15 protein-coding genes are annotated in these 15,641 nt (G+C 71.9%); 11 read left to right on the top strand and 4 right to left on the bottom strand.

Annotated elements, in window-relative coordinates; all coding sequences use genetic code 11:
• The first annotated feature begins 58 nt into the window (after nucleotides 1-58).
• The 4 genes from OHT76_RS05330 to OHT76_RS05315 are packed head-to-tail and all read left to right on the top strand — an operon-like array spanning nucleotide 59 to nucleotide 4,009.
• On the top strand, nucleotides 59-1,228 hold the full coding sequence (locus tag OHT76_RS05330; protein ID WP_328869576.1) for a cupin domain-containing protein: 1,170 nt from the start codon (nucleotides 59-61) through the stop codon (nucleotides 1,226-1,228).
• On the top strand, nucleotides 1,225-2,064 hold the full coding sequence (locus OHT76_RS05325) for a fumarylacetoacetate hydrolase family protein (RefSeq protein WP_328869575.1): 840 nt from the start codon (nucleotides 1,225-1,227) through the stop codon (nucleotides 2,062-2,064). The genes OHT76_RS05330 and OHT76_RS05325 overlap by 4 nt, the downstream gene beginning before the upstream one ends.
• Entirely contained in the window at nucleotides 2,064-2,732 is a 669-nt protein-coding gene (locus tag OHT76_RS05320) for a maleylpyruvate isomerase family mycothiol-dependent enzyme (RefSeq protein WP_328869574.1), read from the top strand. The genes OHT76_RS05325 and OHT76_RS05320 overlap by 1 nt, the downstream gene beginning before the upstream one ends.
• Before the next feature lie 23 nt (nucleotides 2,733-2,755).
• Nucleotides 2,756-4,009 (top strand): FAD-dependent oxidoreductase, encoded by a 1,254-nt coding sequence (locus OHT76_RS05315; protein WP_328869573.1) that lies wholly within the window; start codon nucleotides 2,756-2,758, stop codon nucleotides 4,007-4,009.
• On the opposite strand, the gene OHT76_RS05310 is transcribed toward OHT76_RS05315, so the two are convergent.
• Nucleotides 3,907-5,844, bottom strand: coding sequence for an ATP-binding protein (locus OHT76_RS05310; RefSeq protein ID WP_328869572.1), 1,938 nt, complete (start codon nucleotides 5,842-5,844; stop codon nucleotides 3,907-3,909). The genes OHT76_RS05315 and OHT76_RS05310 overlap by 103 nt on opposite strands.
• 356 nt (nucleotides 5,845-6,200) lie before the next feature.
• Between OHT76_RS05310 and OHT76_RS05305 the strand changes: the two genes are divergently transcribed.
• The 4 genes from OHT76_RS05305 (at nucleotide 6,201) to OHT76_RS05290 (ending at nucleotide 9,420) form a co-directional block, all read left to right on the top strand.
• Nucleotides 6,201-6,698: a hypothetical protein gene (locus tag OHT76_RS05305; RefSeq protein ID WP_328869571.1), complete on the top strand. Its 498-nt coding sequence runs from the start codon at nucleotides 6,201-6,203 to the stop codon at nucleotides 6,696-6,698.
• A 55-nt stretch (nucleotides 6,699-6,753) separates the two neighbouring features.
• The gene (locus tag OHT76_RS05300) at nucleotides 6,754-8,277 is read left to right on the top strand and encodes an SPFH domain-containing protein (RefSeq protein WP_328869570.1); all 1,524 of its coding nucleotides are present in this window, start codon (nucleotides 6,754-6,756) and stop codon (nucleotides 8,275-8,277) included.
• Nucleotides 8,278-8,377: 100 nt separating this feature from the next.
• On the top strand, nucleotides 8,378-9,025 hold the full coding sequence (locus OHT76_RS05295) for a TetR/AcrR family transcriptional regulator (protein ID WP_328869569.1): 648 nt from the start codon (nucleotides 8,378-8,380) through the stop codon (nucleotides 9,023-9,025).
• Nucleotides 9,026-9,123: 98 nt separating this feature from the next.
• Nucleotides 9,124-9,420 (top strand): hypothetical protein, encoded by a 297-nt coding sequence (locus tag OHT76_RS05290; protein ID WP_328869568.1) that lies wholly within the window; start codon nucleotides 9,124-9,126, stop codon nucleotides 9,418-9,420.
• Here OHT76_RS05290 and OHT76_RS05285 read toward each other — a convergent pair.
• Complete coding sequence (locus OHT76_RS05285) at nucleotides 9,410-10,051, bottom strand: TetR/AcrR family transcriptional regulator (RefSeq protein WP_328869567.1); 642 nt, start codon at nucleotides 10,049-10,051, stop codon at nucleotides 9,410-9,412. The genes OHT76_RS05290 and OHT76_RS05285 overlap by 11 nt on opposite strands.
• Before the next feature lie 122 nt (nucleotides 10,052-10,173).
• On the opposite strand from OHT76_RS05285, the gene OHT76_RS05280 reads away from it, so the two are divergent.
• From OHT76_RS05280 to OHT76_RS05270, 3 genes are read left to right on the top strand one after another with little or no spacing between them, the layout of a single operon-like run.
• Nucleotides 10,174-11,772: a bifunctional 3-(3-hydroxy-phenyl)propionate/3-hydroxycinnamic acid hydroxylase gene (locus OHT76_RS05280; RefSeq protein ID WP_328869566.1), complete on the top strand. Its 1,599-nt coding sequence runs from the start codon at nucleotides 10,174-10,176 to the stop codon at nucleotides 11,770-11,772.
• A complete protein-coding gene (locus tag OHT76_RS05275) occupies nucleotides 11,769-12,641 on the top strand; it encodes an alpha/beta fold hydrolase (protein WP_328869565.1) in 873 nt (290 codons plus the stop codon). Before OHT76_RS05280 ends, OHT76_RS05275 begins: the two co-directional genes overlap by 4 nt.
• On the top strand, nucleotides 12,638-13,645 hold the full coding sequence (locus OHT76_RS05270) for a VOC family protein (protein ID WP_328869564.1): 1,008 nt from the start codon (nucleotides 12,638-12,640) through the stop codon (nucleotides 13,643-13,645). Before OHT76_RS05275 ends, OHT76_RS05270 begins: the two co-directional genes overlap by 4 nt.
• On the opposite strand, the gene dmpG is transcribed toward OHT76_RS05270, so the two are convergent.
• Together dmpG and OHT76_RS05260 are read right to left on the bottom strand one after the other, a co-directional pair.
• Nucleotides 13,539-14,615, bottom strand: coding sequence for a 4-hydroxy-2-oxovalerate aldolase (gene dmpG, locus OHT76_RS05265; RefSeq protein ID WP_328869563.1), 1,077 nt, complete (start codon nucleotides 14,613-14,615; stop codon nucleotides 13,539-13,541). The two genes, OHT76_RS05270 and dmpG, sit on opposite strands and share 107 nt — an antisense overlap.
• A complete protein-coding gene (locus tag OHT76_RS05260) occupies nucleotides 14,612-15,538 on the bottom strand; it encodes an acetaldehyde dehydrogenase (acetylating) (RefSeq protein WP_328869562.1) in 927 nt (308 codons plus the stop codon). The genes dmpG and OHT76_RS05260 overlap by 4 nt, the downstream gene beginning before the upstream one ends.
• Nucleotides 15,539-15,641: the final 103 nt, after the last annotated feature.

Below are 15,641 nucleotides of genomic sequence, written 5' to 3'. Positions count from 1 at the left end.
GATTCTGGTGTGCAGAATCTACCTGTCCTCCATTCGGACACGGCGCACGCTGAGGTCTGTGACTCAGTCCTCCATCGCGCACGACACCGCCACGGGTTCCCCGGTCCGCCTCCAGGCCGTCTCCGCGGACGGGCAGCCCGAGGTCACCCCGGCGCTCGAAGAGCTGTACCGAGGCTTCGAACAGGAACTGCTCGTCCCGCTGTGGACCGAGATCGGCGACCTGATGCCCGCCCACCCCCGCTCCCGGGCCCTACCGCACCTGTGGCGCTGGGAGCGGCTGCGGGAGCTGGCGGCCCGGGCCGGCGACCTGGTCCCCGTCGGCCGCGGCGGTGAGCGCCGGGCCATCGCGCTGGCCAACCCCTCCCTCGGCGGCAGGCCCTTCGCCACACCGACGCTGTGGGCGGCCATCCAGTACCTCATGCCCGGCGAGGACGCCCCCGAGCACCGGCACACCCAGCACGCCTTCCGCTTCGTCGTCGAGGGCGAGGGCGTGTGGACGGTCGTCGGACGCGACCCGGTGGCCATGCGGCGCGGCGACTTCCTCCCGCAGGCCGGCTGGAACTGGCACGCCCACCACAACGCCACCGCCGAACCGATGGCCTGGATCGACGGCCTCGACATCCCCTTCCAGTACGCCATGGAGACACAGTTCTTCGAGTTCGGCCGCGACGAGATCGGCGACGCCGAGCGCACCACGCCCGAGCGGTCACGCTCCGAGCGGCTGTGGGGTCACCCCGGCCTGCGCCCGGTGTCCGCCGGGTCCACCGGCCCCGGGTCGCCGCTGCTCGCCTACCGCTGGGAGCCCACCGACCGGGCCCTCGCCGACCAGCTCGCCCTCGAATCCGAGGGATACGGCGGCACGGTCGAGCCCGGCCACGCCGCCGTACGGTTCACCGACCCGGCGACCGGATCCGACGTGCTGCCCACCATCCGGGCCGAGATGCACCGCATCGCGCGCGGCGCCGAGACCGCTCCGGTGCGCGAGACGGGCTCGTCCGTCTACCAGGTCTTCGACGGCTCCGGCACCGTCACCGTCGGCGACACCACCTGGTCGGTCACCCGCGGCGACCTGTTCGTCGTCCCCTCCTGGCAGCCGCTCTCGGCCCGCTCCGAGGCCGGTGCCACCGACTCCGACTCCGGCGCCCTGGACCTGTTCCGGTTCAGCGACGCGCCCGTCTTCGAAGCCCTGCGGCTCGACCGCACCCATGTGGAAGGAACCACCCGATGAAGCTCGCCACCATCCGCACCGGCGGTACGACGAGGGCCGTACGGCTCGACGGGGAAGGTCTTGTCGACCTCGGGTTCCCCGACGTGGGCGCGCTGCTCGGGCAGAACGGCTGGCAGGAGCTGGCCGCCTCGGCAGCCGGTACGACGTACCCGGTCGAGGGCGCCGACTTCGCGCCCGTGGTCCCCGCCCCGTCGAAGGTGGTCTGCGTCGGCCTCAACTACCGCAACCACATCCAGGAGATGGGCCGCGACCTGCCCGAACACCCCACGCTGTTCGCCAAGTTCGCGGACTGTCTGATCGGCGCCCACGACGACATCGTGCGCCCGGACGAGACGGGGAAGTTCGACTGGGAGGTCGAACTCGCCGTCGTCGTCGGCTCACCCGCGCGGCGCGCCCGGGGTGCCGAGGCCGAGGCGGCCATCGCCGGGTTCACCGTGCTGAACGACATCACCTGCCGCGACTGGCAGTTCCGCACCCGTGAATGGCTCCAGGGCAAGATGTGGGACTCCTCCACACCCGTCGGCCCCTACCTGGTCACCCCGGACGAGCTGCCCGGCGGTGTCCGTCCGGCCCTGGACGTGAAACTGCTGGTGGACGGCGAGGTCATGCAGTCCGACTCCACCGGTGACCTGCTCTTCGACCCGGTGGACCTGGTCGAGTACGTCTCCACGATCGTCCGCCTCAACCCCGGCGACATCATCGCCACCGGCACCCCCGGCGGCGTCGGCCACGCCCGCAGGCCCGAGCGCTACCTCCTGGGCGGCGAGACGGTCGTCACCGAGATCCAGGGCATCGGCCGACTGGAGAACCGGGTCGTCAAGGAGAAGTCCGACTGATGACCCGTACCCTCGACGACGCCCGCCGCTGGGCCCGGCTCGGCACGGAGCTGTTCCTCAAGGCCGCCGACCTCGATGGGGACAGCGCGCTGCCCGGCTGGAGCAGGCGGCATGTGGTGGCCCATGTGGCGGCCAACGCCGACGCGTTGGGCAATCTCGTCCACTGGGCCGCCACCGGCGAGCCGACACCGATGTACTCCTCCCCCGAGGAGCGCGCCGCCGGGATCGAGAAGGGCGCCCGGCTGCCCGAGGCCGAACTCCTCGCCTGGCTGCGGCAGTCCGCGGACTCGCTCGCCACCGGGATGGACGACCTCACCGACGGCCAGTGGCGAGCCGAGGTGGTCACCGCCCAGGGCCGTACCGTCCAGGCCGCCGAACTGCCGTGGATGCGTGCCCGCGAGGTGTGCGTCCACGCCGTCGACCTGGCGAACGGCGTGTCTTTCGCCGATCTCCCGGCCGACTTCCTCACCGCCCTGTGCGACGACGTCGTGGCCAAACGCGCCGCGGCCCCCGGCCCGGCCGTCTCGCTACGGGCCCCAGGCGCCGCCTGGGAACTGCCGGGCAACGGCGAAGCCGCCCTGGTCACAGGCGAGTTGCCCACCCTCGCGGCCTACCTGACCGGACGGGAGGCCATCCCGTCCGCCCCCACTCTGGGCGCCTGGCTCTGACCCGGCGACCGAAGGAACAGATCATGAACCCTGAATCCAGCCCCGACGTCCTCGTGGTCGGCGGCGGCATCGGCGGCCTCAGCTCCGCCTTCGCCCTCGCCCGGCAGGGACTGCGCGTGCGCGTCCTCGAACGCGCCAAGGAGTTCGGCGAGGTGGGCGCGGGCCTCCAGATCGCCCCCAACTGCACCCGCATCCTCGCCGAGTACGGACTGCTGGAGGAGGCCAGGACGCTCGGCGTCCTCCCCGAGAACATGGTGATGCGCGACGCTCTCGACTCCCGGGAGCTGACCCGCCTGGACCTGCGCGACCTCGAACGCCGGTACGGCTTCCCGTACATGGTCATCCACCGCAGCGATCTGCACGGCATCTTCCTGCGCGCCTGCGAACGCGCCGGCGTCGAGCTGCTGACCGACCGGACCGTCGTCGGCTACGAGAACACCGCGGACGGCGCCCGGGTCCTCCTGGCGGACGGGCGCGCCGAGTCCGCCCCGCTCGTCGTCGCGGCCGACGGACTGCACTCCACGGCCCGCCGCCTGCTGGTCGGCGACGACGTCGTCAGCTCCGACTACGTCGCCTACCGCGCGGCCGTTCCGATCGAGCAGGTCCGGGAGAACGGCATCGCGGAGAAGGACGTCACCGTCTACATCGGCCCCCGCTGCCACTTCGTCCAGTACGCCCTGCGCGGCGGCGACATGTTCAACCAGGTCGCCGTGTTCGAGTCGCCCAAGGCCCTGGCGGGGCAGGCCGACTGGGGCACCCCCGACGAGCTGGACGCGGCCTTCGAGGCCACCTGCGACACCGTACGCAAGGGCATCCCGCTGATGTGGCGGGACCGCTGGTGGCAGATGCTCGACCGCGACCCCGTCGAGACCTGGGTGCACGGCCGTATCGCCCTGCTCGGCGACGCCGCCCATCCGCCGCTCCAGTACATGGCGCAGGGCGCGATCATGGCCATCGAGGACGGCTGGGTGCTCGCCCAGCACTACACACGGCCGGCCAAGGACAAAGACAGGACCAAGGCCTGGGACGCCGTGCTCGCCGCGTACGAGGCGGTCCGCGTGGAGCACTGCCGCCGGGTGCAGACCACGGCCCGCGCCTGGGGCGAGCTGTGGCACCTCGACGGCGAGCCCCGGCTGCGGCGCAACGCGATCATGCGGGCGCGGGACCCGTACGACTACTCCTTCACCGACTGGGTGTACGGCCCGACCGCGCTCACCCCGGACGAGGAACCGCCCATGTTCACCCCGATCCCACTGTCGACCGCGGCCACATCCTGAGCGGCGCCCGGGGCGGTCCCGCCGTCACGCCACAAGGTGTACGGCGGCCGCCCGGGCGCACTAGCCTCGATGTCCGCGATCAGCGTGCGCAGCGCCTCGTGACCCTGCGGGGCGGCAAGGGAGTTGTCCAGGGCGGCCAGTGCGCGGCGGGCGCGGCGCAGGGCGCGGTTGCCGCGTCCGTGGTGGTGGTCGACGTACGCCAGGGCGTAGCGGGCGAGGAGCGTGGCCCAGTTGTCGTCGCGGACGCCCGGCCGGCCCGCCGCACGTCGTGCCGCGCGGCGTGCGGCACCGGGCGCGTAGGCGGCCTGGGCCACGGCCTGGGCGGCCAGGCTCACGGCCGGTGAGGGGCCGTGCGCCGGGCGGGGCGGAATCGTGCGGGCTGCCTCCTCGAAGTGCTCGGCGGCGGCCCGCGGATCGCCTTCGTGCAGGGCGATCAGGCCCTGGACGTGGGCGATATGACCGACGGCGGCGGCGTCGCCGGTCAGGACGGCCTGCGGCCAGGCCCGGCCCAGCAGCGCGCGAGCGGCCTGCGGATCGCGGTCCGCGCCGAGCCAGGCCGCCAGCCACCGCCCGCGCAGTCCCGCCGGGCTGTCCGCCGGGCACAGCGGCAGCAGCCGCAGCAGATGAGCGCGTCCCTCCTCGGCCCTGCCGTACACCACCCACCAGAACCACAGGGCGACGACCGTCTCCAGGGCGGTACCGGCCTGGTCGGTGCGGTGCGCCGACTGCCGCAGTACGGCGGTGAGTTCTTCCCGCTCCTCCTGTACGAGCGCCAGGGCCTGGCTCTGGAGGCCGGTCGCCCACAGGTTCCGCGCTGTCTCCGCGACCTGCCGGCAGTGCGTGGCACGGCGTTCCAGTGCCGTCTCGCACTCGCCCGCCGCACGCAGCCGTTCGGTCCCGAAGTCCCGGGCTGCCCGCGTCATGCGGTACCGGGGAGGGCGCGGTCCGCCCGGGTCACGGACGGGCTCCAGTACGTTGATGGCGGCGAGCCGGGCCAGCAGGGAGGGCACCCGCTGGGGCTCCACACCCCCGCCGCCGCACAGGAAGGCCGCGGTGGACTCGTTGAAGGCGCCGGCGAGGACACTCGCCCTGCCCCACACGATCCGCTCCTCACGCTCGCACAACGCGTAGCTCGCCCCGACCGTGGCCCGCAGCGAGTGGTGCCGGCGCAGCGCGGGCCGCTCGCCGCGCAGCCAGCACTGGTGGACGTCCAGCGCCGCGGCAAGGTCCTGCACCGGCTGGTGCGCCACCTGTTCGGCGGCAAGCTCGATGGCGAGCGGGACACCTTCCAGGGACCGGCAGATCGCCTCCACCGCGCGGAGATCGGCGCCCTCGGCGCGAAAGTCCTGCACCGTGTCCTCGGCGCGCCGCAGGAACAGCTCCACCGCCGCGGGCAGCTGCGGAAGCGGTGCAAGACGCAGTACCCGCTCCTCACCCAGTCCCAGCACCTGCCTTGACGTCACCAGCACCCGCAGCCCGGGCATGGTCCCCAACAGACGTTGCACCACTCCCACGGCCTCCTGATGGACCGGGTCCACGTCGTCGAGGAACAGCAGGGTGTCACCGGCCGCCAGGCCCCCGACCCGCGTGAGCGCCCGGCGCACGGCCGAGGCCAGCGCCCCGGGCGCCCCGGCCCGGTGGCCCTGCCCGTGCACATGGACCACCCGCCACGGCCCTCGCGCCCCCGCGACCGCCGCGGTCCGGCTCTTGCCGACGCCCGCCCGGCCGGTCACCGTCACCAGACGATGCTCGGCCAGCAGCCCCTTGAGGACGGCCGACTCCCGCGCCCGGCCGATCAGGCCTTCAGCCGGTGCGCCGTGGCACCGACCCGGCATCGCAGAGCAGCCGACACATGTCCACACGTTCATGGCTTCCCGCACTCTTCGGACTACAGCGATCGATGACACCTGCCCGGAGGTCGGCAGCCCGGATAGCAGAACCGTCACTGCTGTGGTGTCACGGCAACCCCAACGCGGTACGCGCACCGAGGTGGCGACACCTCGGGCCGGACCACACGCCACAGCGACAACCCGAACGCCCGTCCTCCGGCCGCGGCGGATGGGGCTCCCGCTGTGATGCGGCATCAAATGCGCGTAAAGATTGCCGGAACCAGGCAATGAACGGTGGCCGCCCGGGTGTCAGGATCTCATCAAGTCGGAGGTCGGCGACGGGCGAGAGGGGGACGGCACGCATGGCCTGGTTTCTCGGAATCGGCATCACGGGGGTCGTGCTGCTCGCCCTGTCGCTGGTCTTCGACGGGATGCTGGACGGTGCGCCGGACGGCTTCCTCGACGGGGGAATGTCGTTGCCGGTCGTCGCCGGGTTCACGGCGATGACCGGCTTCGGCGGGGCCATCGCCACCGGCACGGTGGACGCGGGCCCCGGGCTCGCCACCGCGGCCGGTGCCGTCTGCGGTGCGGTTACGGCCTGGCTGACGTACCGCTTCGGTCGCGCTCTGATGCGCGATCAGACGGCCGTCACCCCGCGCCGCGGCGACCTCGTGGGCACCTCGGGCAACGTGGTGACCGCCATCCCGGCCGACGGATTCGGTGAGGTGCTGCTCCAACTCGCGGGTCAGCCGGTGAAGTTCGCGGCCCGCAGCGCGGTGCCGGTGGCCCGGGGCGCCGAAGTGTGGGTGGAGGCAGCGCCGTCCGCCACGTCGGTCGTGGTGCGCCCAGTGGTCCACTGAGCCACCCCTTCTCTTCGCTTCTCTTCTCTTACATGTTCGATTCGGGGGCACTGCCATGAGTTCTGTCGTCATCGCCGCCGTGGGAGTCGTCGTACTCCTCGTGCTGCTGGCACTCGTCGTGATCACCCGCTACAAGGTGGCGGGTCCGAGCGAGGCCTTCATCGTCACCGGCCGGCGCGGGAAGAAGGCCACGGACCCGGAGACCGGACAGGTCTTCACCGACAACAGCGGGCAGAAGGTCGTGGTCGGCGGCGGGGTGTTCGTCGTGCCGTTCGTCCAGCAGAAGTTCAGCCTCGACCTGTCCTCCCGGCACATCCCGGTCGCGGTGCGGGGCGCGGTCACGCTGCGCGGGGTCAAGGCCAACTTGGAGGGTGTCGCCATCGTCAAGGTCGGCGGCACCGAGGATTCCATCCGGGCCGCGGCCCAGCGGTTCCTGATGCAGCAGGACGGCATCGTCGGCTTCACGCAGGAGGTGCTGTCCGGCGCGCTGCGGGCCATCGTCGGCCGGATGTCGGTGGAGGACATCATCCGCGACCGTGCCGCGTTCGCCGGTCAGGTCGCCGAGGAGGCGGAAGCGAGCCTGTCCGGGCAGGGCCTGGTGCTGGACGCCTTCCAGATCCAGGACATCACCACCGAGGGCTCCTACTTGGAGGACCTCGGCCGGCCGGAGGCGGCGCGCGCCAAGCAGGAGGCGGACATCGCGGAGGCGGTGGCCCGGCGCGCGGCCGAGCAGGCCCGGCTGAAGGCGGAGGAGGAAATCGCCGTCGCGCAGCGGACGTTCGCGCTCAAGCAGGCCGAGATCAAGGCCGAGACGGACGAGGCCGGGGCCCGTGCGGCCGCCGCGGGTCCGCTGGCGGAGGCGGCCCGGCAGCAGGAGATCCTCGCCGAGCAGGAGAAGGTCGCCGAGCGACAGGCCGCGCTGACCGACCGTCAGCTCGACACCCAGGTCCGCAAGCCCGCCGACGCCCAGCGGTACGCGGCCGAGCAGGAGGCCGAGGCGCGGCGGGTGGCCCGGGTCAAGCAGGCCGAGGCGGAGAAGTCGGCGGGTATCGCGGCCGCGCAGGCGGAGGCCGAGACGGCCCGGCTGACCGGTGAGGGCGAGAAGCAGCGCCGTAGCGCGCTGGCGGAGGCCGAGGCCGTCGAGGGGCTGCGGCGGGGTGAGGCCGAGCGGGCCCGGCGTGCGGCGATCGCCGAGGCGGTCCGGCTGGAGGGTGAGGCCGACGCTGCGGCGATCGGCGCCAAGGGCGCGGCCGAGGCCGACGCGATGCGCAAGAAGGCCGACGCGTTCGGGCAGTACGGCGACGCGGCGATCCTGCAGATGCTCGTCGAGGTACTCCCGCAGGTCGTGGCCAAGGCCTCCGAGCCGCTCAGCGCGGTGGAGAAGATGACCGTGATCTCCACCGACGGCGCCGCCCGCATCCCGCGGGCCGTCGCCGACAACGTCGCCCAGGGCCTGGAACTCCTCGGCTCCACCACCGGCGTCGACCTCGCCGAACTGCTGAAGGGCATCACGCGGCAGGGCGCTCCGCAGCAGGAGCAGCCCGCGCAGGTCAACGGCAAGGTGGAGATCACCGGCTGACGTATGTGCTACCCGTCCGGGGTCCGATTCGGCCGTGCCAGAATGGCTACGACCGTGTTCGGACCCCGCCGTTTCCCGTACCGCTTCACCGAGGTTTCCCGTGACCAAGCCCGTGGCCCGCGTGCCGCAGCGACGCAACGCGCGGTCCAACCGGGCGCGCATCCTGGCCACCGCCCGGCAGGAACTCGGCCGGAACCCGGACATCACGCTGGAGGAACTGGCGCGGGCCTCGGGTGTCGTACGACGGACCCTGTTCGGTCACTTCCCCGGGCGTGCGGCGCTGTTGGAGGCGCTCGCCGAGGAGGCCTCCGAGGCGCTGCGTGTCGCGATGGCCGAGGCGGTGCGGCCCGAGGAGCCGGCCGAACGGGCGCTGGCGCACTTCGTGTTCGCCATGTGGCCGGTGGGCGACCGCTACCGGATGCTCCTGGCCCTCGCCCAGCGCGACCTCGGTGTCGAGCGCGTCGCCGAGATCCTCTCCCCGGCCCGCTCCGCCGTCACGGCCATCCTGGACCGGGGTCAGCGGGACGGTGTCTTCCACACGCACCTGTCGCCCGCCGTGCTCAGCGCCGGCCTCGAGGCCATGCACTTCGCGCTGCTGGAGCAGGTCAACACCGGGGCGCTGGAGGACGACGGGGTCAGTACGGCGGTCGCCACGCTGATCGCGGCCGGTGTGCCCGAGGAGCGGGCGAGCGGCGTGGTCGCCGAGATCGCGCCGACGGTGACGCGGGAGCCCGACGCCGACGACTGAGCCGAGGTGTGCCCCGTACGGCTCAGGCCGACGGGCCCGCGGCTCGACGGGATGGTCGACTGGGCCCGACCCTGTACCGCCCTGAAGGGGAGTTCAGCATGTCCGTCGTCGTGGTCTTCGAGCTGCCGGGGATGACCCAGGCCCAGTACGAGCAGAGCGCGGAGAAGGTGTCCGGTCGCACCGGCGGTGTGACAAGCCCCTCGGACTGGCCGGTGGCCGGCCTCATCTCGCACACGTCCGCCCCCACCCCCAACGGCTGGCTGGTGGTCGACGTATGGGAGTCCGAGGAGGCGTTCCGGCAGTTCGGCGAGATCATCCTGCCCGTCCTGCAGGAGCTCGGCGTCCCTGATGCACAGCCGAGGATCTACCCGACGCACACCGTCGTCACCCGCTAGGAATCCGCGCGGCCCCGGATCTTGCCGCCATGCCGAGAGCCGCGTCGTGGACGAGCCGTACATGGAGTTCGAACATCGCCGCCAGGTCGACGGAGTCGCCGTGGATCTCCCGGTGGACGAACAGGCCGTCGGCGCCGGCCACGGCGTAGGCGGTGAGGGTGTGTACCGCGTCCTCGTCCAGGTCCGGGGTCAGGGTCTTGATGATGGCGGCCACGCGCTGGGCGGCGATGGCGCGGACCTGGAGGAACACTGTCCGGCCGCGGGGCTCGGTGGGACGTCGTTCCAGGGCGAGCATCAGGCCGAGGCGCAGGAAGTCCGGGGCGTCGACGAGTGACGCGGCGACGTTCTGCGCCATGAGGGTGGCCCGCTCCAGCGGGGTGCCCGCCTCCGGACCCGGGAGTTCGAGGGCCGCCAGCCAGGTCTCGAAACTGCGCTCGATGACCGCGGCGATCAGGTCGTCCTTGTCCTTGAAATGCCAGTAGATCGAACTGGCCGGGAGTCCGCACTTGGCGCTGACGGCCGCGATCGACGTGCCGTCGTACCCGCGCTCGCCCGCGATCTCCACGGCGGCGTCGAGGATGCGCTCGCGTGACTCCACCCCATTGGCGCGCTTCTTGCGCGACCCGCTCATGCGCGCTGTCTCCCGTCTGCCACGGCTCTTGACCACCTCGGATGCCCAGCTTACCGTAGCGTCTATTCCAATTGGAGCGATCGCTACAACAAGAGCCGACAGGGACACAGTGAGGTGGCCTGATGAATGAAATCAGCGCCGTGGGCGGAGCCGACGACGGCGCCTATGACGTGGCGGTGATCGGATACGGGCCCACGGGCGTGACCGCGGCGAACCTGCTCGGGGCGATGGGCCTGAGGGTCGTCGTGCTGGAGCGTGACGCCGAGGTCTTCTCCCGCGCGCGGGCGATCTCCACGGACGAGGAGGTCGTACGGATCTGGCAGCGCACCGGCCTGGCCGACCGGCTGAAGCGGGACATGCTGGCCGAGCGCCCGCTGGACTTCGTGGACGACCGGGGCCGCGCCTTCATCAGCGCGCACCCCACCCCGCGCGGGCACGGCCATCCGCCGCAGATGTTCATCTACCAGCCCGCGCTGGAACAGGTCCTGCGCGAGGGCGTCGACCGCTACCCGAACGTCGAGGTGCTGCTGCGGCACGAGTGCGTGCGGCTGCGCCAGGACGCGCAGGGCGTGGAGCTGACCGTGGTCGGCGCCGACGATTCCCTACGGCGGCTGCGTGCCGCGTACGTCATCGCGGCCGACGGCGGCTCCAGCCTGACGCGTGCCCAGCTCAACGTGGGGTACGAGGGGCGGACGTACGAGGACCGCTGGGTGGTCATCGACACCGAGATGCTCAAGCCGTGGCCCGGCCACGACCGGCTGCGCTTCCGCTGCGATCCGGTCCGCCCGGCCGTGGACTGTCCGACGCCGCTGGGGCATCACCGCTGGGAGTTCCCGATCCTGCCCGGGGACGACGAGACGTATCTGACGACGGACGACGCGATCCACGCGATGGTGTCCGGCTACGGGATCGGCCGGGATCAGATCAAGATCCTGCGGGCCACCGTCTACAGCCATCACGTCCGCTTCGCCGCCCGCTTCCGGGTCGGCCGGGTCTTCCTCGCCGGGGACGCCGCCCACGCGATGCCGCCGTGGATCGGGCAGGGCATGGCGGCCGGCGTGCGCGACGCGGCCAACCTGTGCTGGAAGCTCGCGTCCGTGCTGCGCGGCGAGCTGCCGGAGAGCGTGCTCGACAGCTACGAGGCCGAACGCAAGCCGCATGTGAAGGAGGTGACCAAGCGGGCGGTGTTCGTCGGCCGGATCATCACCGAACGGCGGCGGGCCATCACCCGGATCCGCGACAAGGGACTGCGGCTCCTCGACCGCGTGCCCGGTTTCAGCCAGTGGTTGCAGGACTCCCAGTGGATACCCGTCGCGCACTACGCCGACGGTCTCCAGGCCCGCCCCCGCACCAAGGCGTCCGGGCGCCAGATACCCCAGCCATGGGTGACCGGCTCCGACGGGCAGCGGGTCCGCCTGGACGACGCGCTCGGCAGCCGCTGGCTGCTGCTGCACGCCGGACCGGCAGGGCCGCAGCCCGCGTGGGACCGCCTCGGCGTCCCCTCGCTCACCGTCACTCCGGCCGGCTCCCGGCCCGCCGAGGGCACCCTCGTCGACAGCGACGGTGTCCTGCTGCGCTGGATGCGCGAGCACCGAGCGGCCACCCTCGCCCTGCGACCGGACGCCTACGTCTACGCCGCCGCAACCGCCCGAGCCCAACTCCCCCCACCGCCCAGCGGATTCACCCCCGCCCTCGACCAGATCCCCGTGAGGACCCGATGAGCACGCAAACCGAACTCGCCTCCCTGCGCGAGCGCCTGCTGGACGTCGCGGGCAAGAAGATCTTCGTCGCCGAGACCGGCGACGGCCCGCCCGTCCTGATGCTGCACGGCGGCGGCCCCGGCGCCTCGGGCGTGTCCAACTACTACCGGAACATAGCCGAGTTGGCCAAGGACCACCGGGTCATCGTGCCCGACCTGCCCGGCTACGGCCGCAGTACCAAGGGTATCGACGGCGCCGACCCGTTCGGATCCCTGGCGGACGGGATCAGGGGTCTGATGGACCGACTCGACCTGGACAAGGCCCACTTGGTGGGCAACTCCTACGGCGGCGCCTGCGCCCTGCGTCTCGCCCTGGACACCCCGGACCGCGTCGACCGCATGGTGCTGATGGGCCCCGGCGGCATCGGCACCACTCGCGCCCTGCCCACGCCCGGCCTCAACAGCCTGCTCAACTACTACTCCGGGGACGGGCCTTCGCGGTTGAAGCTGGAGAAGTTCATCCGGCAGTACCTGGTCTTCAACGCCGCGGACATTCCCGACTCCGTGATCGACGCCCGCTACCGGGACAGCATCGACCCCGAGGTCGTCGCCGCACCGCCGCTGCGCCGCCCGTCCGGCCCGAACGCCCTGCGCACGCTCTGGAAAATGGACTTCACCCGCGATCGACGGCTGTCCCGGCTGCCGGTTCCCACGCTGGTGCTGTGGGGTGCGGCGGACAAGGTCAACCGGCCGAGCGGCGGACGGATGCTCGCCGAGCGCCTGCCCAACTGCGATCTGTACCTGGTCGCGAACACGGGCCACTGGGTCCAGTTCGAACGCGCCGAGCTGTTCAACCGCCTCTGCGCCGACTTCCTGGCGGGCCGGCGATGAAGACCTCCGTTTTCGGCGCGGTCCACCTCGGCTACCTCGTCATCGAGACCCAGCGCTTCTCCGACTGGGCCCGCTTCGGCACCGACGCGATCGGCATGCACCGCGACGACCTCGGCTCCGGGGTGATGCGCTTCCGGCTCGACGACCAGGAGTGCCGGTTCCTGCTGCGGCGCGGCCCCGCCGAGGATGTCGTGGCGACGGGGTGGCACATCGACGACCACGCCTCCTTCGAGCAGATCGAGGCCCGTATCCGCGCCCACGGCGTCCCCGTCGTCCGCGGCAGTGCTGAGGAAGCCGAACTGCGCGGCGTGGAACGCCTGTTGCGCTTCCCCGGCCCCAAGGGCATCACCCAGGAGATCTACACCACCCCGCTGAAGTCGGCCGAGCCGCTGCTCATGGTCTCCTCGGGCTGGGTCACGGGCGACGCGGGCCTGGGCCATGTGGCGATCACGTCCACGAAGCCGGAGCGGCTGCGCGGCTACTTCGACACCGTCTTCGACGCCCGGCTCACCGACTTCATCGACGAGACCATCAGCGGCGTCAAGCTGAAGGTCCGCTTCCTGCGCGTCAACGAACGCCACCACTCCATCGCCGTCGCCGCCGTCCGGGGCCTGCCGATCGACCCGGTCCGCACCAGGGTCCAGCATCTGAACATCCAGGCCGACAGCCTGGACGACCTGGCGCGGAGCTACCAGCGGGTGCACGAACTCGGCTTCGACATGGCCCTGTCGGTCGGTCAGCACACCAACGACAAGGAGCTGTCGTACTACGCCCGCACCCCCTCGGGCTTCGAGTGGGAGGTCGGCTGGAACCCCATCGTGGTGGACGAGTCCACCTGGGAGCCGGCCACCCATCAGGGCATCAGCATCTGGGGCCACACCCCGGTCGGCCAGACGATCATCGACAAGCTGGACCAGTTCCGGCTGGGGGCTCGTTCCCTGACCCGGCCGGAGAAGACGGTTCCCGCCCTGAGCGGCGCGCCAGGTCCAGGGCGACGTCGGTGATCATGTCCTCCTGACCGCCGACCATGCCCCGCCGCCCGACCTCGACGAGGATGCTCCGGGTGTCCAGACCGTGCCGCGCGGCGGCGGCCTCGGCGTGCCGCAGGAAGCTGGAGTAGACGCCCGCGTAGCCGAGGGTGAGCGTCTCGCGGTCCACCCGTACCTCACGGTCCTGCAGCGGTCGTACGAGATCGTCGGCGGCGTCCATGAGGGGGAACAGGTCGCAGCCGTGCTCCCAGCCCATCAGGTCGGCGACCGCGACGAACGCCTCCAGGGGGCAGTTGCCGGCGCCCGCGCCCTGGCCGGCGAGGGAGGCGTCGACGCGCAGGGCGCCGCTCTCCACGGCCACGACGGTGTTGGCGACGCCCAGGGCGAGGTTGTGGTGGGCGTGGATGCCGAGCTCGGTCGCCGGGTCGAGTACGTCGCGATAGGCGCGGAAGCGGTCGCGGACGGCGTCCATGGTGAGACGGCCGCCGGAGTCGGTGACGTAGACGCAGTGGGCGCCGTAGGACTCCATCAGCTGGGCCTGGCGGGCTAGTTCGGCCGGTTCGGCCATGTGGGACATCATCAGGAACCCGGCGACGTCCATGCCCAACTCGCGGGCGGCGGCGATGTGCTGGGCCGCGATGTCGGCCTCGGTGCAGTGAGTGGCGACGCGCACGGAACGGATGCCGAGGGCGTGGGCCTGCTTGAGGTCGTGGACGGTGCCGATGCCGGGGAGCAGCAGGGTCGTGGGGATCGCGTGCCGTACCGCTCCGGTGACGGCCTCGATCCACTCCCAGTCGGTGTGGGCGCCGACGCCGTAGGTGACGCTGGAGCCGGACAGGCCGTCGCCGTGGGCGATCTCGATGGCGGCCACTCCGGCGGCGTCGAGGGCGGCGGCGATGGTGCGGGCCTGGTCGACGGTGTAGCGGTGCCGCAGGGCGTGCATACCGTCCCGCAGGGTGACGTCCTGGACGTAGAGCGTGGTCACTTGGCGGCCTCCGTGGTGTGGTGCGCGGCCATGCGTTCCGCGGTGCGCAGCGCGGCCGAGGTCATGATGTCGAGGTTTCCGGCGTAGGCCGGGAGGTAGTGGGCGGCGCCTTCGACCTCCAGGAACACCGAGACCTTCAGCGCGCCTTCGGGGGCGAGGGTGCGCAGGGGGTCGTCGGCGGCGACACGGTCGTACTGCACCTTCTGCTTGAGGCGGTAGCCGGGGACGTACGCCTGGACGCGGCCGACCATGTCCTCGACCGACGCCGTGACGGCCTCGGTGGCGCAGTCGGAGACCAGGCAGTGGACGGTGTCCCGCATGATCAGCGGGGGTTCCGCGGGGTTGAGGACGATGATCGCCTTGCCCTTCGCGGCGCCGCCGACCTGCTCGATGGCGGCGGCGGTGGTCTCGGTGAACTCGTCGATGTTGGCGCGGGTGCCGGGGCCCGCGGAGCGGGAGGCGATGGAGGCGACGATCTCGCCGTAGTGGACGGGCGTGACGGCGTTGATCGCGGCGATGATCGGGATGGTGGCCTGGCCGCCGCAGGTGACCATGTTGACGTTGGGGGAGTGGAGGTGTGCGTCGCCGTTGACCGGTGGGACGACGTAGGGGCCGAGGGCGGCCGGGGTGAGGTCGACGAGTGTGCGGCCCAGCGGGCGCAGGACCTCGTCGTGGTGGCGGTGGGCGCCGGCCGAGGTGGCGTCGAAGACGAGGTCGACGTCGCTGAACTCGTCGAGGGCGATGAGCCCTTCGACGCCGTGGTGGGTGGTGGCCACCTTCAGGCGGCGGCCGCGGGCCAGGCCGTCGGAGCCGGGATCGATGCCGGCCAGGGCGACGACTTCGAGGGACTCCGACAGACGCAGCACCTTGATCATGAGGTCGGTGCCGATATTGCCGGAGCCGATGATGGCGACCTTCGTCACGGGATGTCTCCTGGGGAAGGTGGAACGGCGGGTTGACATCGATATAGACATCGCCCGTGCCGGACGACAAACTTTGTTCCGTGACACGGAACAGTGAGAGCGG

It is taken from the genome of Streptomyces sp. NBC_00287 (assembly GCF_036173105.1).
Lineage (GTDB): Bacteria > Actinomycetota > Actinomycetes > Streptomycetales > Streptomycetaceae > Streptomyces.
This window is presented reverse-complemented; position numbering and strand designations above follow the sequence as displayed.